Below are 19860 nucleotides of genomic sequence, written 5' to 3'. Positions count from 1 at the left end.
TTCTCTCCGCCGCTGGATGACCAAAGTTCTCGTTTCAGACCCCATTGATCAGGCTGGGATCGACATCCTCGGGCAGGTGGCCCAGGTGGACGAGCGGACTGGCCTGTCTCAGGAGGAGCTCAAATCGATCATCGGTGACTACGACGCTCTGATGATCCGCTCGGGCACGCAGGTCACCGCCGATGTGATCGAGGCTGCGGATCGCTTGCGGATCATCGGTCGAGCTGGAGTGGGGGTCGACAACGTTGACGTTCCTGCCGCCACTCAGAGAGGTGTGTTGGTTGTGAACTCACCTGAGGGCAACACGATCGCTGCTGCCGAGCATGCGCTTGCTCTGTTGTTGTCCTTGTCTCGCCACGTGCCACAGGCGCATGCATCCATGCGAGCCGGTGCCTGGGATCGCAAGAAATATGTGGGTAATGAGCTCTACAAAAAAGTGCTTGGGGTTGTGGGTTTAGGCAAGATCGGGTCACACGTGGCCAAGGTTGCCAAAGCGATGGGGATGGAGGTGATCGCGTTCGATCCGTTTATCTCGGCTGATCGGGCTCAGCAGATGCAGGTCCGACTGACGACCCTGGAGGATTTGTTCCGTCAGGCCGACTACATCACGTTGCACATTCCCAGAACGCCCGACACCGAGAACCTTGTTAATGCGGAACTACTCCGCACGATGAAATCGACGGCCAGGATCGTGAATTGCGCTCGCGGGGGCATTGTCGATGAGGCTGCCATCGCCGAAGCCATCGATAACGGAGTGATTGCCGGTGCCGGGCTGGATGTGTTTGCCTCTGAACCCCTGAACCCAGACTCTCCACTGCGTGCAGTGGAGCGCGGGCTGGTGTTGACGCCCCATCTCGGAGCCTCGACCGAGGAAGCTCAGGAAAATGTCGCCACCGATGTGGCTGAGCAGATCCGCGATGTTCTGCTTGGGCTCCCAGCTCGCAGTGCCGTCAATATTCCAGGCCTCAGCGCCGAGATCATGGAGCGTCTGAAACCTCACCTGCAGCTCGCCGAAACCCTCGGCCTGTTGGTGAGTCAGCTGAGCGGTGGACAGGTGCAGGAGCTGGAGGTGCGCCTTCAGGGTGAGTTTGCTAACCATCCCTCCCAGCCCCTCGTGGTTGCAGCCCTCAAGGGACTGCTGACCAGCGCCCTTGGAGAACGCATCAACTACGTCAACGCTTCTCTCGAGGCCAAGGGACGTGGAATTCACGTGTTGGAGGTCAAGGACGATGCCAGCCGTGATTTCGCGGGGGGATCCCTGCAGCTCACCAGCCGCGGTGGCCAGGGTGGTCACAGCGTGACGGGTGCGGTCTTCGCGGATGGTGAACTGCGTGTCACCACCATCGACGAATTCCCGGTGAATGTGCCGCCGAGTCGGCACATGTTGTTTACCCGTCATCGTGATATGCCAGGAATCATCGGCCATCTCGGTTCTCTTCTGGGTGAGCACAACGTGAACATCGCCTCAATGCAGGTGGGTCGCAGGATTGTGCGAGGAGATGCCGTGATGGTGCTCAGTATTGATGACCCGATTCCTCCTGCGCTTTTGGCCACCATCAACGGCATCAACGGGATTCAGGAAGCCCATCCGGTCACGCTGTGATGTGGTGGCGCTTGTCTCTTCCGGTTCAAGCTGAGCTGGAAGAGTCGCTTCTCTGGAAGCTGAACGTCCTCGGTGTGCACCGGCTGGCTGTTCAACATGCACCTGAGACGCCCGATCAGCGCATTCTTCTGGCCTGGTTGCCGGCCCATGAATGGCCTGAGGAGCAACGATCTGAGCTGTTCTGCAGTCTCACCCCCCTTGCCGAGACCTTCGGCCTCGTTCTGGCTCAGCCGGTTTGGGATGAACTGGCCGATGAAGACTGGAGCCTCAGCTGGAAACAGCACTGGCAGCCAGACCCTGTCGGGGAGAGGATGCTCATCTTGCCGGCCTGGCTTGATGTGCCTGACGAGTATGCGCACAGGCTTGTCCTGAAGATGGATCCAGGCAGTGCCTTCGGAACCGGCAGTCACCCCACCACTCGTTTGTGTCTCGAAGCACTTGAGCAACAGCCCCCCTCTGGCTTGAGGGTTGCGGATCTGGGTTGCGGAAGTGGAGTACTCGGACTTGCGGCCCTCGGGCTGGGTGCTCGTCAGGTGCTGTCAGTCGACACCGATTCCCTGGCTGTCAGAGCAACGGCTGATAACGCGGTTCTCAATGACCTTTCCATTGACGCGCTCAAAGTCACCAAGGGGTCGGTGGAGGCGCTGGCGAAGCTACTTGAGGAGCAGCCTGCAGATCTGCTTCTATGCAACATCTTGGCTCCGGTGATTGAGGCGTTAGCGCCTCATTTCCAATCAGTTCTCCGCGCTGGAGGGCGGGGGCTTCTCAGTGGCCTTCTGGTGGAACAGGCGCCAAGGCTTACGGAAGTGCTGGGGAGCCTGGGGTGGATAGTTGAGCCGCTTGCTGAGCAAGGTCGATGGGGCTTGCTCGAGATTCGACGCTAGCCTTGATAAGCGAGCCTTATAAATGATTCTGTTTTGATTGGCCTTACACCGAAACAGTCGTTCAAGCGTGTGCCTTGACGCCTAAACGTTGTAGAAATGATCCGTCCGGCAGGCTCGTTTGTTACGCGCCTCTGCAAACTCACTCCATTCATGGCTTCTTATAAGGTCACCCTGGTCTCCGAAAGCGAGGGTCTCAACAAGACCATCGAGGTCCCTGACGATCAGTACATCCTCGATGCCGCTGAAGAGCAAGGCATTGACCTGCCTTATTCCTGCCGCGCGGGCGCCTGCTCCACCTGCGCCGGCAAGATCACCACTGGAACTGTTGATCAGTCTGATCAAAGCTTCCTTGACGACGATCAGATTGAAGCCGGATTCGTGCTGACCTGCGTGGCCTACCCCACCTCCGATTGCACGATCAAGACTCATGCCGAGGAAGAGCTCTACTGAGCAGCTGGATTTTTTAATCCGAGACCCTGCTGACAGGGGCATTGGCCACCTCTCCACGGAGGTGGCTTTTTGCTGTCAGTGTGGTTCCACATGGCTCTCCTGCCGATGACCGCCGTTCCCGCTGCTCCACTCAGGCCTGAAGTGGAACAGTTGCTTGATCATGGATCGGTGCACACCAGTCCTGGAGGCCAATACAGCTTTCGGGTGATTGGGCCCTGCTGCCGCCTTTACGACCGCGAAGAGCTCCCCTGGCCCTGTTGCCGTCTGGCATGGCGCAGCAAAGAGCCAAGCTGGAGACGTGTCGGCCGTCGTTTTGTGGCTGATCTCGGGTCACGTCGTTGCCCGTCCTATTCGGTGGAACTGCTTCAACCTGGATCCAGGCCAACTATCACAGTGCTCACTCTCTTCCCCATGCGCTTTACGGCTGACATGCAGGAGTGGTGGTACAGCCGTCGTCCCAGATCCCTCGATCCAACCAATCTTTTGCCTTGAGGTTTCATCGGCTGCGCAGTTCATCGGCTGCGCAGCCGATGATGTGAATCAGAAATAAATCTTGCCGCCGCCCCATTCCTGGCCAAGAACCTTGGGAGCTACAAGGATGTAGGCCGACATGAGTTCCAGATCTTCGTCGGTGAGATCACGCATCGCTGGATATAAATCACGGCTGCGCATGCTTGGGTGAAGATCAGCAATGCTGTACTCGCCGTCATAGGAGGTTGGATCCTGCATGTAGTCCACGAGCGCGGCGATGTTGTCGCGCGAGGGAGTGGCTAGAGCCAGGGTCTCTGGATCGAGACCGACGTTCTGGTTGGTCTTGGTGATGCCGCCGGCGTGGCACGTGCCGCAGCTTGTGTTGAACACTTTGCGCCCCGCCTTGACCTGCTGTTCGCTGAAGGTCACTGCAGTGCCTTCAGGGTCAGAAGGCACGGTCAGTATCTCGGCATCCCACTGGGCGGCCTGAGCTGGGGAGCTGATCCACAAAACTGCCAGCACCGGCAGGACGATCAGCAGTCGGCTCAGCGACTGTCGCAGGTTGGAGAGAAAAGGAACCATGAAGGATGCCAGAGACTGATGGATACAGCGCACCAAGCTCTTTTATCACGCTGCAGTATCAAAGTGACGCTGTTCTGACTCCACCAATCACGAACTGTTGCAGCATCCAGTCCTTGAGGAAGCGATCACATCCAGGCAGAGGAAGTCTTTCGCCAGGATTGTGTTTGGGAAAATCGCTCTGGCCTCTGCTAGCAGATCGTCTGCTGTGACTGCATTCCCAGGCGCATAGCGGGGGCTGAGATGAGTGAGGACAAGTTGGCCGACACCTGCTTCAGCCGCGGTCTGGGCTGCCATCGTGCTGGTGGAGTGCTGACGCTGAAAGGCCATGTCGGCCTCGGCATGGGAAAAGGTGGATTCGTGAATGAGCAGGTCTGCACCCTTCGCCAAGGTCACGGCTGCTTCGCAGAACACGGTGTCCGTGCAGTAGACGAGGCTTGCCCCGGCACGTTCCGGCCCGCATAGCGTCCTGCCATCGATGCGCCGTCCATCCTCGAGGTTGACTGTTTCCCCTCGCTTCAGGGAGGCATAAATAGGTCCGGGGGGGATCGCTAATTCCTGGGCTTTTTTGATGTCGAAGCGACCCGGTTTCGGCTTTTCCTCGATGCGATAGGCATAGGCAGGAACGCGATGGTGCAGCGGTGTGGCCCGCACGGTGAGATCTTTGTCTTCAAAAACGATCCGATCCGCTTCAGCGGCACGACGGACCTGGTGCACCGCGAGGGGATAGCCGATCCGTGTTGAGCTGGTTCTCAGTACCCCTTCCAGATAGCTCTCGAGTGGATCGGGTCCATACAGATCCACCCCACCACTGCTGCCGCTCAGGCCAAGACTCGCCAGTAAGCCCGGAAGACCGAAAACGTGGTCACCGTGCATATGAGTGATGAAGATCCTGCGCAGCTGTGACAGCCTCAGATCACTGCGAAGGAACTGATGTTGGGTCCCTTCTCCACAATCGAACAACCACAGTTCCGAACGCTGAGCCAGTCGTACGGCTACTGCTGAGACGTTGCGGGCACGGGTTGGGACTCCAGAACTGGTGCCGAGAAAGGTGACCTGCACTGCAAGGGGGGCTCAATGGTCAATCTGCCATGAAGACCTGGCTGCAGTCCGCTGGGCGGGGCACACTTGGTAGCCATTGGCCTCCTGAGTGTTTCTGCACATCTCCATCGGTCGGGCTGCTGCTGGAGCAGCTCTGATGCTGCCAGTGGCAGTCGTTGCTCTGGCCGCTGATGCCAGGACTGCGATCACCGCCCAGGAGCCACAGATGCGTGTTCTGGTGGCCGAGGGTTCGGATCTGATCCTGCGCGCCGATGGTGATCAGCCCCTCATCGTGCATGGTCTTGCCAGCAATGAACTCCGCTTTCAGCGTCTTCAGATTCGCTTGCGAAACAATCGCTTGACGGTCGTGGATGGCCGTGTGGATGGCCGCGCCTCGCTTCGGATCAGCACGACTGACCCCCGCGGTATCTGGCTCGGGCGCCGCCGTTATCGCGGTGACCTGCTGCTGGTGGTCCGCAGTGGGAGGATCCTGGCGATCAATCAGCTGGGTATTGAGACTTACCTCCCCAGTGTTGTGGGCAGCGAGATGCCTGCGAAGTGGCCGCTGGCAGCTCTGCAGGCTCAGGCCGTGGCAGCCCGGACCTACGCCCTCCGCCAACGCGGACGCAAGGCGGATTTTGATGTGAAAGCCACGGTCAGCAGCCAGGTCTACAAAGGAATTGAATCTGAAACGCCCAAAACCCGAGAAGCCGTTGCCACAACGCGCTCCCTGGTTCTGGTGCATGGCGGCCGTTTGATCAATGCTGTTTTTCACAGCAGTTCAGGAGGATCTACCGAGCCCAGTGGAGAGGTCTGGCAGAACCAGCTTCCATATCTCGTGAGCGTTGAAGATCATGACCAGCACAGTCCTGTGCATCGCTGGAATCAGCGTTTCGAGGTTGCTGATCTGCGACGTCGCTTTGAGGAGACCGGTGGAGTGGAGCGGTTAAGTGTGCTCAGCACCAGTTCCACCGGTAGGGTGCGATCTGCGCGGATTCAAGGCCCGCTGGGATCACTGGTGCTCACAGGTCGTCAACTGCGTCAGCGTCTGGGCTTGAAAAGCACGATGGTGAGTTTCTCCCTCCTACAGGGGGATTTAGGAGGTGCAGTCGAGTCCGTGAAGCCTGCTGATCATGGTGCCAAATCACCGCCGCAGCTGATCGGACTCTGGCGGGATTCAGCCAGCGGTTTCAGCGGTGCGGTTGATCAGGCTCCAGCCGGTCGTGCCGTCGCAGCTGCTCCCTTGCCACCACCACCACTCAGTGCGCGCCCAAATGCATCGATTCGCAGTGCAAGACCCCATAAAACATCCAGCGGTTCGATGGTGCTGGAAGCAGAAGGCCAGGGTTACGGCCACGGTGTGGGCATGAGCCAATGGGGAGCCCATGGTCTGGCCAGCAAGGGCGCCGATTTTCGTGAAATTCTCAATCACTACTATCGCGGGGCAACGATCAGGCCGTACCGACCGGCAGATGACCCATCAGTGGCATTTGGCACCCGTTCAGAGCCAGCCTTAATGGGTTGAACTGCAGCGATCGTTGCGTGCCTCAGTTTCTGTCCAGATTTTCGGTGCAGCGCCGCCCAGAGCCGCCCGCGCTGATGGAGGCGGTCGTGGATCACGTGGTGAACCATCTCGTCACGGCCCTCGACCAGGAGCGCTTCAAGCCGCTTGGGATGGCCACGGGAAGGACCATGGAACCCTTTTATGCGGCTCTGATTCAGCGTCTGGCGACATGGCCATCACCGCAGTTTGAACAGTTGAAGCGCTGCTGGCTGAGTTTCAACCTTGATGAATACGTGGGTCTGCCGCCAGAAGACAGCCGCAGCTTCGCCGCCTACATGCATACCCAGCTGGGTTGTCATCTCGATCTCTCGCACTGCCAGTTGCAGCTGCCGGATGGAATGGCCAAGGATTCTGCGGAGGAGGCTCGACGCTATGGATCTGCGCTGCATGAAGCAGGAGGTATTGGTCTTCAGCTGCTTGGTCTCGGTGGCAACGGTCACGTGGGTTTCAACGAGCCTCCCTCACAACCCGGGAGTGGCTGCCGTGTGGTGACATTGGAGCAAGCCACGCGGATTCAGAATGCCAGTGCTTTCGGGGGAAACCCTGAAGAGGTGCCTGAGCAGGCCATCACACTTGGTCTTGATGAGATTCTTGCTGCAGATGAGATCCATCTGATCGTGACTGGAGCCGCTAAGGCAGAAATTTTGCGGACAGCGTTGCTCGACCCCTGCAGTGCCGAGGTTCCTGCCAGCTGGCTGCAGCGCCACTCGGCCGTGCATCTGTGGGTGGATGATGCCGCCTCTGCCCACCTTCCGATGTTGTCTTGAACGGCTGGCAGTTCTGGATTGACCGTGGCGGTACGTTCACCGACCTGGTGGCCCGTAACCCTTCAGGACAGCTGTTGGTGCGAAAGGTGCTTTCGGAGCAGCCGGATGTTCCTGGGGATCCAGCTGTTGCTGCCATGCGCGAGTTGATGGGGCTCACGCTGGAGCAGCGGATTGATCCCGGATTGATCGAGGAACTGCGACTGGGCACCACCGTTGCCACCAATGCACTGCTTGAGGGGGCTGGCGAGCCTGTGCTGCTTGTGACCAATCGCGGCCTGGCCGATCTGTTGGTGATCGGTGACCAGCACCGTCAAGACCTTTTTGCGTTGGCCATTCCCGAGCCCCCTTCTCTGCTGGCTGCCATCGAGGAGGTGCACTGTCGCCTGGATGCAGATGGCAGGGAGTTGGAACCACTACGGCTCCAGGATGGGTTCTTGGAGAGGCTTGTCCGTCATCACCAGGCCGGCATCCGCTGTTGCGCCATCGCTTTGATGCATGCCTGGCGTGATCCCATCCATGAACAAGCTCTGGCGGAGCTAGTCCGTATGGCGGGGTTCAGGACGGTGGTCTGCTCTCATGAGGCCAGTCCACTGCCGCGCCTAGTTCCTAGAGGACAGACCACAGTGGTTGAGGCCGCCATTCGGCCTGTGCTGTCCTCCTATCTGACTCAGGTGCAAGGCGCTTTGGGGGATCAGACCCGATTGCGGGTGATGACGTCCAGTGGGGCTCTGCAGCATCCCAATTCGCTCCTTGCCAAGGACACAATCCTGTCGGGTCCGGCGGGCGGCATGGTCGGAGCTGTTGCCGCCGCACAACAAGCTGGTCTCGGGGCTTCGGCTCTGGTGGGTGTGGATATGGGGGGCACGAGCACGGATGTGTTTTGCCTGCCTTCGGGCGCTGCCGACCGGGAGTGGGAACGCAGCGCTGAAACGGCGATTGCAGGGTTTCAGCTGACAGCGGCGCGGCTGCCGATCCACACGGTGGCGGCAGGAGGGGGGTCGATTGTCAGTGCTGATGGCGGTCGACTGACGGTGGGTCCATGCTCGGCTGGTGCTGATCCAGGCCCAGCCTGTTATCGCCGTGGCGGGCCTCTGGCCATCACGGATGCCCATCTGCTGCTCGGTCGACTGCAGGTCGCTGCCTTCCCGGCAGTGTTTGGGCCGGACCGCGATCAGCCTCCTGATCTTCAGGCGACCCGTGAGCAGTTCCAGGCGCTTGCGTCTCGATTGGGTCAACAACCCGAGCAGCTGGCCGAAGGTGCTCTTGACCTCGCCGTCGAGGTGATGGCGGGAGCGATCCGGCATGTTTCTTTGTTCCGTGGGCATGACATCCGTGGAGGTGCGCTGATCGCCTACGGCGGAGCTGCAGGGCAGCTGGCCTGCCGGCTGGCTGAATCTCTGGGGCTGAGTCAGGTGCTGCTGCATCCCCTGGCTGGTGTGCTCTCGGCCTATGGCCTTGGGCAGGCCCGTCAGCGTCAGCTGCATCAGAGATCCATCCGCCGTCCTCTGGATGCTGCTTTGCTCACTCAGCTGCCGGCCATGGTCACATCTGACCTGAAAACAGCGATCTTGAAGCTGCAGAAGCTCACGGCTGGTTCCTCGGCAGCACCGGAGCATCAGATCAGGATTGAGCTGCGCGATTCTTCTGCGGAACAGGGGCTGATGTTCTCCCTGGCATCAGGTGTTGCAGACCTGGATCAGCATCAGCTTGAAACCTGGTTTGACCAGGCGCATCAACGTCGGTTCGGCTATGCGCCGCCGCGCACGGCTCCTTTGATCGCCGAACGCCTCGAAGTGGAGGTGCTGGATGCGATGGCGGAGAGCTCCCGCCCATCAACTCCTCAAGTTCAAGGGGCCGCAGCAGCTACGTCATCTGCCATACCTCTGCGTGCTCGCGTTCACTGGAGAGAGCAGGGCTGGTGTGAGGTGCCTGTGTTGGAGCGCTGGCAGTTGAAGTGCGATCAGCATTTGTCGGGACCTGCGCTCATCCTGGACCCCACGGCGGGCATCGTTCTGGAGCCAGGTTGGATGGCCAGGCTGTTGGACGACGGCAGTGTGCTGCTCGAGGGTGCATCCAGGGGTGCCTCTGTCAGTTCCTGTTCCGGGGCGGGTGCCAGTGAAGCGAATTCGGACCAGGACTCGGTCCCAGATCCTGTGGATCTGAGCCTCTTCCATCACCGTTTCATGCAAATTGCTGAGCGCATGGGAGAGCGGCTGCGTCAGACCAGTCGTTCTGTGAATATGCGGGAGCGGCTGGATTTCTCCTGTGCGCTGTTCGATTCACAGGGGGCACTTGTGGCCAATGCGCCTCATATCCCTGTGCACCTGGGTTCAATGGGTGATGCGGTTGAAGATCTGCTGGGGCAGATCCGCCGGGGGGAGAGGCCTTCGCTGGCGGCTGGGGACACCGTGATCAGCAACGATCCATTTCATGGTGGTACCCACTTGCCTGACATCACGGCGATCACACCCTGTTTCCTCGAGGGAGACCCCGACCCCTTCGCTTTTGTGGCCTGTCGCGGCCACCACGCGGATGTCGGCGGGCTGACGCCAGGTTCGATGCCTCCTTTCAGCTCCAGCATTGAGGAGGAAGGTCTACTGGTGCGCAATCACTGGTTAATCGCCGGGGGAACACCGGATCGCAGGGGCTGGAATCAATGTTTGCAGGGGCTCAGTGCACCTCCCAGGGACCCCGAACTGCTTTGGGCAGATCTTCAGGCACAGGCGGCGGCCAATCGTTTGGGAACTGAACTCGTCGATCAGCTTCTGCAACTGGAGGGCCGCCTCCGAGTGCGGCGCTACCTGCGGCATGTTCAGGACCATGCGGCGGAAACCGTTCGGAGGCTGATTGGCCGCTTTCAGGACAGGGCCTTCGAGGTTGAGCTCGACAACGGTGCAAAGCTCAAGCTGGCCTTGAAGGTCGATCGCAAACGGCAACAGGCCTTGCTCGATTTCACTGGGACCAGTCCCCAGGGCACCCACAACTTCCATGCTCCGCTGGCGGTCACCAAGGCTGCTGTTCTTTATGTGATCCGTTGTCTGGTTGAGGAGCCGATTCCCCTGAATGCTGGATGTTTTCGCCCTTTGACTCTGATCGTCCCGAAGGACTCCCTGCTGAACCCCAGCGCACCGGCTGCAGTCGTGGGCGGCAATGTAGAAACCTCGCAGGCTCTCTGCAATCTCTTGTTTGCATCGCTCGGGGTGATGGCCGCGGCCCAGGGCACGATGAACAACCTCACCTTTGGTGACGGGCGCAGGCAGTATTACGAGACCATCGCCGGTGGTGGTGGAGCAGGCAAAGGCTTCGCTGGATCAAGCGGCGTGCAGACGCATATGACCAACTCCAGGCTCACGGACCCGGAGATTCTCGAGCAGAGATTTCCAGTGAGACTTGAACGTTTCGGCTTCCGTCGAGGCAGCGGTGGAGTTGGTCGCTGGCGTGGAGGAGATGGTTTGGTGAGGGAGTTCCGTTTTCTGGAACCGATGACTGCAGCGCTGTTGTCTGGTTCCAGAACCGTCGCCCCTTTCGGCCTGGCCGGTGGAGAATCGGGCAAAACGGGAACGGCTCTTTTAACCCGAGCTGATGGAACGGTGCAGGAGCTGGACGGTTGCGTGCAGCTTCAGGTCAATACCGGCGATCGACTTCTGATCGCCACTCCCGGTGGCGGTGGCTTTGATCCGTTCACAGGCTGAGGTCATCCCTCAGTTCGAGATTCGCGTTAACACTGCAGATGTCGTCGAGTTCCTCCAAGGCCTCCAGCAACTTCAAGCACTGTCGGGTGATGTCTTCGTTGTCCGGTCTCACCTGGGTGAGAGGGTGCCAGCAGTGTGCCCATTCCGACACCCTCCATCCTTGATCGCGCAGCCCGTTTTGCAGGGATTCGAGCGCTTCAAAGGGACCATGGACCAGGGCCTCTCCGGTGCTTCTGAGCTCATAACCGTTGGCCTTCAGATTGAGCAAGCATTCCAGCAGTGCCTCTTCATTGATTGACGGGTTCTGGAGGCTCACTTCACTTCGATGCTCGAAGAGGTAGCTCACACATCCGCTTTCACCGAGGTTGCCGCCGTGTTTGTTGAAGGCCAATCGCACAGCGGCTGCAGTGCGATTGCGGTTGTCGCTCAGTGCCTCCACCAGCACAGCTACTCCGCCGGGGCCATAACCCTCGTAGCGGATTGATTCAAGTTGTTCTGTGTCACCAGCTTTGCCGGAGCCTTTCGCGATGGCTCGTTCAATGTTGCTCGCTGGCACGCCAGCGGCTTTGGCTTTGACGATCGCCGTGCGCAGCTGGAAATTTCCATCTGGGTCACCGCCCTGGCGTGCGGCCACGGTGATTTCGCGCCCGATCCTGGTGAACACAGCACCTCGCTTTGCATCCACCACCGCTTTGGTGCGTTTGATCTGGGACCATTTGCTGTGGCCTGCCATCGGATGCTTCGGCGTCCGCCTTATTCAGAGCAAATTACTGAGGTCGCAGCATCAGCCCCGAGCTTCAAACACTACCTTCGGTTTCACCCCATCGTCTGCATCAGGCACACCGAGTCCGAGCATGCGCCCACTCTCGCTGAGAACGACAACAACGTTGGCTGTACCGCTGATGCCTGGGGTGATCCTGCGCCCGCAGCTCCAGTCCAGCTGCTCGCTAGCAGTGAGCAGGCGCCTAGGCAGATGAGGCAGGGCCAACTCGGGTTGAAGCAAGTTTATTTCTCCTTGGCCGACCACGTCTGGAGCCTCAGGCAGAGACAACGCCTGGTGGTCATGGAATCCGAGGGCCTGGGTCCGCCTAAGGCTGGCTAAACAACCTCCGCATCCAAGTGCTGCACCCAGATCTCTGGCCAGTGAACGGATATAAGTGCCTGCTGAGCAGTGCACTTCCACACTCAATTGAGCTTGTGCAGCATCCCACTCCAGGAGATGCAGTTGATGAATGGTTACGGGCCGTGCTGCAAGCTCCATCTGCTCGCCGCGACGGGCTCTGGCATAAGCACGCTCACCATCCACGTGCACTGCTGAGACCTGAGGGGGCTGCTGGTTAATGGCGCCGCGGAACCGACTGAGTGCCTGATCCAGTGATGCTGAGCTCAGGTCGGGGACGAATTGTTTGGACAGTTCCTCACCTTGCAGATCGTCGGTAGTGGTGCTGATTCCCAGCTGGATCACGCCTCGATAGGTTTTTTCACCAGGTAGATAGGGCAATAATCTTGTCGCCTGTCCCACGGCGATCGGCAGCACGCCTGTCACCGCTGGATCCAGAGTGCCGCCATGGCCAACTCTGCGAATACCCAGCAGACGTCTAATACGTGCGACGCAGGCGTGGGACGTGAGCCCAGCCGGCTTGTCAATGACGGCGAAGCCGATGGGCGCAGTCAAGGTGCCAACCACGTTTAGCTGTCGACTGTGGCACCTTGCCTTTGGCACCAGTGGGCTCGCACGTAGGTTTGCCCGATCACGTCCTGACGCTCCATGAAGCCACTCAATGCCTCCGCTGGTGTGGACATTCAGGACTTTCTCGACAGCGGCTTCTCTGTCAAGGAGCATCTGGCGTCGTACCTGTCGCTCTCAGCGGAGCAAGTCGCCGATCGACTGCCCCAGAGCACGGAGGATTTGGCGGCGATGCATCCGGGAGCTTTTGACCCCGAGCGAGCTGCTGATTTCTATGAAGACACTGTTGGTACGGGCCATTTGTTTGAGTTAGCGGCCTGGCATCTCAGCAGTTCCGACTACATCGCCGACACTCTGCGACTTCAACAGCAGTTTGCGCATGGCGATGTGCTCGATTTCGGAGGCGGTATCGGAACGCATGCTCTTGCTGCAGCGGGCCTGGAGAACGTGCGGCATGTTTGGTTTGTGGATCTCAATCCTCAGAACCGTGCATTTGTTCAAGATCGTGCGGTCCGCCTGGGACTCGAGGAGCGTGTGAGCGTCCACCGCGATCTCGACAGCCTTCCGGGTCGCTGTTTTGACACGGTGGTGTGCCTTGATGTGCTGGAGCACCTTCCCAATCCCTCGGCGCAACTGATGGAGTTTCACCGCCGCCTTTCGCCTGGCGGTCGGGCTCTACTCAACTGGTATTTCTTCAAAGGGCATGACGGTGAGTACCCCTTTCACTTCGATGACCCTGAGTTGGTGGAAGATTTTTTTCACTGCCTTCAGAGTCGTTTTCTCGAGCTGTTTCATCCGTTGCTGATCACAACAAGGGTTTACCGTCCGATGGAGAACGTTTAGACGGAACGATCGATGGCACAGACCCCCGCACAGGGGCGCTTGCTGGTTCGCTTGATTGTGATCAAGAAGCTCCTGCTCGCTGGGGTGCTGTTCGCGATCAGTCTCGCCGCCGTGTTTGGCGATGTTCATTACGCCGAACTCTCTGATTTCGCCGAAACCTGGGGGAACGCGGATCGTCAATTTCTTTCTTCACTGGCAGTGAAAGGAACCCTGCTGGGCCCTACACGTCTGATGCGTCTGGCCTTGGTTTCGGGGCTCTATGCCGCTTTGATCTTTGTAGCGGCCTGGGCTACCTGGGTTGGTCGCCGCTGGGGCGAGTGGTTGCTTGTCGGGGTGCTCGGTCTGGCTCTGCCTTTGGAACTTGTGGATGCCCTCCATGAACAAAACCCCAGAACATGGGTTGTCCTGGGGCTCACCGTGATTGGTCTTGTGTTGACGACCCGTCTGGCGTTGAGCTCGGAGCGGAGCCCGTGACGGGAGAGGTCGTGCTGGTCAGACCGCAGCTGTGATGTTGATGCGCTTGCGATTGCGCAGTCCGCGCTTGATCGTCTCGAACTTCACCACGCCATCGGTCAGTGCGAAAAGAGTGTCGTCTTTGCCATGACCAACGTTGACTCCTGGCAGCACTGAGGTTCCGCGCTGACGGATCAGAATGGAGCCCGCGGTGACGGATTCTCCGCCGTAAGCCTTCACGCCGAGGCGCTTGGAATTGGAATCGCGGCCGTTACGAGTTGAGCCTGTGCCTTTCTTATGAGCCATGAGGAGGGATGGAGGAGGAGAGAAAACGTTGGATGAGGTTGATCCGGGTGATCAGCTGATGGCTTTGCCACTGACAGAAATTGACTGAACCATGACTCTTGTCAGCTCCTGACGATGACCATTCTTGCGACGGGTCTTCTTTTTTGGGCGCATTTTGTAAACGATCACCTTGGGGCCGCGGCGGTGCGCCATCACCTTCAGCTCAACGCTGGCGTCCTTCACATAGGGCTTACCAAGTGTTGTGCCCTTGGAATCCTTCACCAGAAGAACATTGTCGAGGGTGACCGTCGCGTCGACCTCAGCATTCAGCCGGTCGAGATCGTAGTAACGATTGGCCTGCAGCCAGAATTGCTGGCCGGACGCCTCGACGATTGCGTAGGTGCCCGTTTCAGGTGCTGCAGAAGCTTTAGAGCTGGTTTCGGCCATGTGCTGAGGGACGCGGTCAGGCTCGGACAAGCCGATTTGGCCTGAGCCGCAATCGAAAGACAAACAAAGATCCTCGGTCTTCTTAGTCCCTTTCGTCAAGATTCAGCTCAACCCTTGTCGCAGTGGATGGCTCGTCCGGCACTCACGATCGCTTTGCTGCTCAAGACGAGAGATCTCGTAGAGATTTGCTGCCAATGGCTTCCGGTGAATCGCTATTCACCCGTTGATCTTGGTGCCGTCGAGTCAGGTCAGGGTGTTGTGGAACTGCTCTGCCGCCAGCGGGAAGCGGTGGACGCCGTTGTCATTGAGCAGTGTCTGCTGGATGGCAAGACCCGTGAAGCGCTCGGCATTGAGGGGCTGTTGTTCCCCGCCGTGGTGGTGGGTGAGCTGAAGGGTCGCGTGGATTACCACCCTGAAGAGGTCCATCTACCTGGAGATCAGTTGGAGCAGCTGGGTTACAACGTTGATGCCTCGATTTCACGCTTCCTGCGTCAGGGGCAAAAGGAATCCAGGCCAGATGAAGCTGCTGAACACAACGCCATGCCTGCGATGGAGGGCAGCGCCTGGAAGTTGTCCAGTCGTCTACAAGAACGCCTCGGATATCTGGGTGTCTTTTACAAGCGAGACCCCTCGCGCTTTCTCGCCAACTTGCCCCCTGATGAGCAGCGGGACCTCGTTCAGTCACTTCAGCGCACCTACCGAGATCTATTGATCAGTTACTTCAGGGATCCGGCTGCGGCCAACCAGGCACTGGAGAGTTTCGTGAACACAGCCTTCTTCGGTGATCTGCCGATCACCCGAGCTGTGGAGATCCACATGAATCTCATTGACGACTTCTGGAAGCAGCTCAGACTTGAAGGGCATAAAAACGATTTTCTTCAGGACTATCGCCTCGCTCTGCTCGATGTCATGGCTCACCTCTGCGAGATGTATCGACGCTCGATCCCTCCTGAGGTCTCTATGACACCCGCGGCCGGGGAACGTCGTGTTCTCACCGATCCGGAGGTGGCTCCATGAGCCCACGCAAGACTTACATCCTCAAGCTCTACGTGGCCGGCAACACGCCGAACTCCATGAGGGCACTCAAGACTCTGCGCAACATCCTTGAGACTGAATTCAAAGGCGTCTACGCCCTGAAAGTGATTGATGTGCTCAAGAATCCGCAGCTGGCGGAGGAAGACAAGATTCTCGCCACCCCGACGCTGTCGAAGATCCTCCCCCCTCCGGTGCGTCGGATCATCGGCGATCTGTCCGACCGTGAGCGGGTGCTGATTGGACTTGACCTTCTCTACGACGAACTCACCGAGAACAACCTCACTTCATCGTTGATGGATGCGTTGAAAGAGTCAGAGACAGACGAATCAGATTCTTAAGCCTGCCCGTGCACCAGCAGGTGGTGACTTGTTTTTTCCTTAACTTGCAGCCATAAGAGCGTCGTTATGCAGATCTCCAGCTCCAGTGGTTCTCCACAGATGCAGGTTCAGAAGCTTCCGACAGGGATCGAGGGTTTTGATGATGTCTGTCACGGCGGCCTTCCCATCGGGCGCAGCACACTGATTAGCGGTACCTCCGGCACCGGCAAAACGGTCTTCTCGCTGCATTTTCTGCACAACGGCGTCGCCCACTTCGACGAACCGGGGATTTTTGTCACCTTCGAAGAGTCGCCTCTCGACATCCTTCGCAATGCCGCCAGTTTTGGTTGGAATTTGCAAGAGATGGTCGAACAGGACAAGCTGTTTATCCTTGACGCCTCTCCCGACCCCGATGGTCAGGATGTGGCCGGAAGTTTCGACCTGTCCGGTCTGATAGAGCGGATCAATTACGCCATTCGTAAATACAAAGCGAAACGGGTTGCGATCGATTCGATCACGGCGGTGTTTCAGCAATACGACGCTGTCTTCGTTGTCCGTCGCGAAATCTTCCGTCTGATTGCTCGTCTCAAGGAGATCGGTGTCACCACCGTGATGACGACGGAGCGCATCGACGAATACGGTCCGATTGCTCGCTACGGCGTTGAAGAATTCGTCTCCGACAACGTGGTGATTCTGCGCAATGTGCTGGAGGGTGAACGCCGTCGGCGCACCGTGGAGATTCTCAAGCTGCGCGGCACCACCCACATGAAGGGAGAGTTCCCATTCACGATGGGTGCGCATGGGATCAGCATCTTCCCGCTTGGTGCCATGCAACTCACTCAGCGCTCCTCCAATGTGCGGATCAGTTCGGGCGTTCCCCGACTCGATGAGATGTGCGGAGGTGGTTTTTTCAAAGACTCGATCATTCTGGCGACGGGAGCCACGGGTACTGGCAAGACGCTGCTTGTCTCGAATTTCATCGAGGATGCTTGTCGCAATAAAGAACGCGCCATCCTGTTCGCTTACGAGGAGTCGCGTGCCCAGCTCCTCCGCAACGGCACCAGCTGGGGCATTGATTTTGAACAGATGGAGCAGGATGGTCTGCTCAAGATCATTTGTGCTTATCCGGAATCGACTGGCCTCGAGGATCACCTGCAGATCATCAAGACGGAGATCAGTCAGTTCAAACCTTCACGGATGGCGATTGACTCCCTCTCCGCCCTGGCCCGTGGTGTGAGTCACAACGCCTTCCGTCAATTCGTGATCGGTGTGACTGGCTATGCGAAACAGGAAGAAATCGCCGGCTTCTTCACGAACACCTCAGAGGAGTTCATGGGCAGCCATTCGATCACTGATTCCCATATTTCCACTATCACCGACACGATCTTGTTGTTGCAGTACGTCGAGATCCGTGGAGAAATGGCCCGCGCCGTCAATGTGTTCAAGATGCGTGGGTCCTGGCATGACAAGGGCATCCGTGAGTTTGTGATCACCGGCAACGGTCCGCAGATCAAGGATTCCTTCTCCAACTTTGAGCGGATCATCTCTGGAGTGCCGAATCGGGTCATCAGTGATGAGCGCAGTGAGCTTTCTCGCATCGCCCGCGGGGTGGCTCCCGACGCCTGATCAGCGCCGCGATCAGCTCTCCGTGTTGGGCGTCAAAGCCAGACGTTCATCGTCACTCTGACGCTCAGCCTTCCACTTCAATTCGTCTGGATCTTCTTGTGCCAGAGGGAGCTCAAACCAGAACGTCGTGCCGACATCAGGCTCACTGACCATTGAAATCATGCTGCCGTGTTTTTCGAGGATGCCTCGGACGATCGAGAGTCCAAGCCCAGTTCCAACCTCGGTGTGAACCGCGTTTTCGACCCGATAAAAGCGCTCAAAGATGCGTTTTTGGCTTTCCTCGCTGATGCCGTAGCCCGTGTCACATACCTCCACCCGGATTTTCGGCAGCGGTGAACTAAGGATGCAGGTGGGTCCATCGTTGCTGTCGATGTCCGCTTCCGACGCTCCCATCTGACAGCTGTCTGGCCAGGTGTAAGCCCTGACTGTTAAGCGTCCGCCGCTGCGACTGAATTTCAGAGCATTTCCGATCAGATTGTCGAGGACCTGCAGGATCAGGTCCCAATTACCCAGTACGTCTGGGAGGTCGCGGTTCGCTTCGAGACTCAGCTCAACCTGCTTGTCGCTGGCGTTCAGCTGATAGCTGCGCAGGGCTTGCTCCAGGCCAGGACGGAGATCGACTGGATCAAACTGCACTACGCGATTGGATTCCAGCCTGGACAGATCAAGAACGTCGTTCACCAGTCGAGTGAGGCGATCTGTCTCCGAATTGGCGACCCCCAGAAATTCTTTTCGATCCTCTTCGCTGAGCTGATCTCCCATGTCGTGGAGGGTCTCCACGTAACTCTTGATGTTGAACAACGGGGTACGCAGTTCGTGGGAGACGTTGCTGATGAAACGGCTCTGAGCGGCATTCAGCTCCACTTCTCGCGTGAGGTCCTGGATTGTTACCGCGATCCCCTTGAGGGTGTCACCGCTCGGCTCGCGTACGGCCTGGATGACGAAACGCAGGGTCCTCGGCGGATCACCAACACTGCTGCGCAGTTCATTGGTGTCTGTTTGCTTGGAGAACACAGCGTCGATTGTTTCGTGCAATTCCACCGCCAGCAGTTCTGGTAGCTCGTTGAGAAAGTCCTGGCCTTCGAGATTGCGTCCTTCCCAGCGAAATAAGCGTCGCGCCGTCGGATTGACGAGCACGATGCGGCCATCACCGTCGAGCAGAACCGCACCATCGGCCATGGTCGCGATCAGAGAAGCTTGCTTGACCTGAGCCGCCTGAAGTTCTTCGATGTTGGCTGCGTCATAGTCCTGCAACTGGGATGCCATGGCGTTGAAACCATCCAACAGTTCCCCCAGTTCGCCTCCCATCGGCAGGCCGATGCGAGCGCGGAAGTCTCCATCGCCAATGGATCGCACGCCTCTCAGCAGCTCCTTGACCGGACGTGTGATGGTCAGTGCATTGAACACAGCCCCCAGAATCACCAGGACCCAGATTGAAATGAACACCGCCACCGTGACTTCACGGGTGAGTGCTGCACTGGCGAGAGCTGTTTCGTTGGGGTTCACACCCAGAGCCAGTACGCCGAGGTAGTTGTTGTTCTCCACCATCGGCACGAACACATCCGTGACTTGCCCCTGAGGTGTCATGTGCTGGCGGACCAGCGGATTCTGTGTGCGGTTGCGCAGTTCATCCGGCAGTTCCAGGCGCCGGCTGAGGCGCAGATCCTCATTGCTGGCATCGTCACTGCCGCTGACGGGAATGCCCAAATACACGATGCCGTCAGGATCGGCAAAAAAGATGTAGCGGAGGCTTCTGCTCGAGCGCCAGAAGGTTTCCGTCACATTGGCCAGTTCGCGATCACGACCTTCCGCCACCAGCTCGCTGACATTGCCCGCGAGCAGTAAGCCCAGATCCCTCGCATAGCGCGTGTCGTTCATCGCCGTGTCGCGCTGAATGCCGTTCAGAGCGAAGAAGGTGATGCCCGTCATCATCAGACTCACCACAAGGGTGGCCACGGCGAGCAGTTTGGTCTGAAGGCTGAATTCTGCCCACCAGGAGCGAGCCTGCGGCCACAAACCCCTTGCGGTTGTTTGCTCAGTTTCGGCGATTGGAGTTGCCCATTGCGCAGGCACCTCGTTTTGAGCCGTGACTGGATCGCTGGCCATTCCGCCGGGG

At 58.5% G+C, this 19860-nt stretch carries 19 protein-coding genes; 12 read left to right on the top strand and 7 right to left on the bottom strand.

The window, feature by feature from the left end; genetic code table 11:
• Positions 1 to 16: 16 nt before the first annotated feature.
• The 4 genes from serA to SynBIOSU31_RS11565 all read left to right on the top strand — a co-directional run bounded on the left by serA (position 17) and on the right by SynBIOSU31_RS11565 (position 3429).
• On the top strand, positions 17 to 1603 hold the full coding sequence (gene serA, locus SynBIOSU31_RS11580; RefSeq protein ID WP_186490223.1) for a phosphoglycerate dehydrogenase: 1587 nt from the start codon (positions 17 to 19) through the stop codon (positions 1601 to 1603).
• Complete coding sequence (gene prmA / locus SynBIOSU31_RS11575) at positions 1603 to 2487, top strand: 50S ribosomal protein L11 methyltransferase (protein WP_186490221.1); 885 nt, start codon at positions 1603 to 1605, stop codon at positions 2485 to 2487. The genes serA and prmA overlap by 1 nt, the downstream gene beginning before the upstream one ends.
• A gap of 150 nt (positions 2488 to 2637) precedes the next feature.
• Positions 2638 to 2937 carry a ferredoxin gene (locus SynBIOSU31_RS11570; RefSeq protein WP_186490219.1) on the top strand — a complete coding sequence of 100 codons (300 nt, stop codon included), beginning with the start codon at positions 2638 to 2640 and terminating at the stop codon, positions 2935 to 2937.
• Positions 2938 to 3027: 90 nt separating this feature from the next.
• Entirely contained in the window at positions 3028 to 3429 is a 402-nt protein-coding gene (locus tag SynBIOSU31_RS11565; RefSeq protein WP_370593629.1) for a hypothetical protein, read from the top strand.
• 48 nt (positions 3430 to 3477) lie between these two features.
• On the opposite strand, the gene psbV is transcribed toward SynBIOSU31_RS11565, so the two are convergent.
• Both psbV and rnz read right to left on the bottom strand, forming a co-directional pair.
• Positions 3478 to 3990 carry a photosystem II cytochrome c-550 gene (gene psbV / locus SynBIOSU31_RS11560; protein ID WP_222930049.1) on the bottom strand — a complete coding sequence of 171 codons (513 nt, stop codon included), beginning with the start codon at positions 3988 to 3990 and terminating at the stop codon, positions 3478 to 3480.
• A gap of 87 nt (positions 3991 to 4077) precedes the next feature.
• Positions 4078 to 5049, bottom strand: a complete 972-nt coding sequence (rnz, locus tag SynBIOSU31_RS11555) for a ribonuclease Z (RefSeq protein WP_186490216.1) — start codon at positions 5047 to 5049, stop codon at positions 4078 to 4080.
• Between the two features lie 88 nt (positions 5050 to 5137).
• Between rnz and SynBIOSU31_RS11550 the strand changes: the two genes are divergently transcribed.
• The 3 genes from SynBIOSU31_RS11550 to SynBIOSU31_RS11540 all read left to right on the top strand — a co-directional run bounded on the left by SynBIOSU31_RS11550 (position 5138) and on the right by SynBIOSU31_RS11540 (position 11051).
• Entirely contained in the window at positions 5138 to 6553 is a 1416-nt protein-coding gene (locus SynBIOSU31_RS11550) for a SpoIID/LytB domain-containing protein (RefSeq protein WP_370593628.1), read from the top strand.
• Between the two features lie 74 nt (positions 6554 to 6627).
• Positions 6628 to 7359 (top strand): glucosamine-6-phosphate deaminase, encoded by a 732-nt coding sequence (locus tag SynBIOSU31_RS11545; protein ID WP_186493012.1) that lies wholly within the window; start codon positions 6628 to 6630, stop codon positions 7357 to 7359.
• The gene (locus tag SynBIOSU31_RS11540; protein WP_186490215.1) at positions 7356 to 11051 is read left to right on the top strand and encodes a hydantoinase B/oxoprolinase family protein; all 3696 of its coding nucleotides are present in this window, start codon (positions 7356 to 7358) and stop codon (positions 11049 to 11051) included. Before SynBIOSU31_RS11545 ends, SynBIOSU31_RS11540 begins: the two co-directional genes overlap by 4 nt.
• Here SynBIOSU31_RS11540 and SynBIOSU31_RS11535 read toward each other — a convergent pair.
• Together SynBIOSU31_RS11535 and truB are read right to left on the bottom strand one after the other, a co-directional pair.
• Positions 11041 to 11784 carry a YebC/PmpR family DNA-binding transcriptional regulator gene (locus tag SynBIOSU31_RS11535; protein WP_186490214.1) on the bottom strand — a complete coding sequence of 248 codons (744 nt, stop codon included), beginning with the start codon at positions 11782 to 11784 and terminating at the stop codon, positions 11041 to 11043. The genes SynBIOSU31_RS11540 and SynBIOSU31_RS11535 overlap by 11 nt on opposite strands.
• A gap of 51 nt (positions 11785 to 11835) precedes the next feature.
• Positions 11836 to 12726: a tRNA pseudouridine(55) synthase TruB gene (truB, locus tag SynBIOSU31_RS11530; RefSeq protein WP_186490213.1), complete on the bottom strand. Its 891-nt coding sequence runs from the start codon at positions 12724 to 12726 to the stop codon at positions 11836 to 11838.
• Positions 12727 to 12819: 93 nt separating this feature from the next.
• Between truB and SynBIOSU31_RS11525 the strand changes: the two genes are divergently transcribed.
• Positions 12820 to 13581, top strand: a complete 762-nt coding sequence (locus SynBIOSU31_RS11525) for a class I SAM-dependent methyltransferase (RefSeq protein WP_186490211.1) — start codon at positions 12820 to 12822, stop codon at positions 13579 to 13581.
• Between the two features lie 12 nt (positions 13582 to 13593).
• Positions 13594 to 14055, top strand: a complete 462-nt coding sequence (locus SynBIOSU31_RS11520; RefSeq protein ID WP_186490209.1) for a DUF2127 domain-containing protein — start codon at positions 13594 to 13596, stop codon at positions 14053 to 14055.
• A gap of 18 nt (positions 14056 to 14073) precedes the next feature.
• Here SynBIOSU31_RS11520 and rpmA read toward each other — a convergent pair whose 3' ends face one another.
• Positions 14074 to 14340: a 50S ribosomal protein L27 gene (gene rpmA, locus SynBIOSU31_RS11515; protein ID WP_114994614.1), complete on the bottom strand. Its 267-nt coding sequence runs from the start codon at positions 14338 to 14340 to the stop codon at positions 14074 to 14076.
• 51 nt (positions 14341 to 14391) lie between these two features.
• A complete protein-coding gene (rplU, locus tag SynBIOSU31_RS11510) occupies positions 14392 to 14766 on the bottom strand; it encodes a 50S ribosomal protein L21 (RefSeq protein WP_186490207.1) in 375 nt (124 codons plus the stop codon).
• A gap of 126 nt (positions 14767 to 14892) precedes the next feature.
• Here rplU and SynBIOSU31_RS11505 point away from each other — a divergent pair, with 126 nt between their 5' ends.
• From SynBIOSU31_RS11505 to kaiC, 3 genes are all read left to right on the top strand, one after another.
• Positions 14893 to 15783 carry a circadian clock protein KaiA gene (locus SynBIOSU31_RS11505; RefSeq protein WP_186490205.1) on the top strand — a complete coding sequence of 297 codons (891 nt, stop codon included), beginning with the start codon at positions 14893 to 14895 and terminating at the stop codon, positions 15781 to 15783.
• Positions 15780 to 16139 (top strand): circadian clock protein KaiB, encoded by a 360-nt coding sequence (gene kaiB, locus SynBIOSU31_RS11500; RefSeq protein WP_186490203.1) that lies wholly within the window; start codon positions 15780 to 15782, stop codon positions 16137 to 16139. Before SynBIOSU31_RS11505 ends, kaiB begins: the two co-directional genes overlap by 4 nt.
• Before the next feature lie 66 nt (positions 16140 to 16205).
• On the top strand, positions 16206 to 17744 hold the full coding sequence (gene kaiC, locus SynBIOSU31_RS11495; protein ID WP_186490201.1) for a circadian clock protein KaiC: 1539 nt from the start codon (positions 16206 to 16208) through the stop codon (positions 17742 to 17744).
• A 12-nt stretch (positions 17745 to 17756) separates the two neighbouring features.
• Here the strand turns inward: kaiC and SynBIOSU31_RS11490 are convergent, their stop codons facing one another.
• Complete coding sequence (locus tag SynBIOSU31_RS11490; RefSeq protein WP_186490195.1) at positions 17757 to 19850, bottom strand: HAMP domain-containing sensor histidine kinase; 2094 nt, start codon at positions 19848 to 19850, stop codon at positions 17757 to 17759.
• Between the last annotated feature and the right edge of the window lie 10 nt (positions 19851 to 19860).

Origin of the sequence: Synechococcus sp. BIOS-U3-1 (assembly GCF_014279975.1) — a bacterium.
Classification (GTDB): Bacteria; Cyanobacteriota; Cyanobacteriia; order PCC-6307; family Cyanobiaceae; genus Synechococcus_C.
This window is presented reverse-complemented; position numbering and strand designations above follow the sequence as displayed.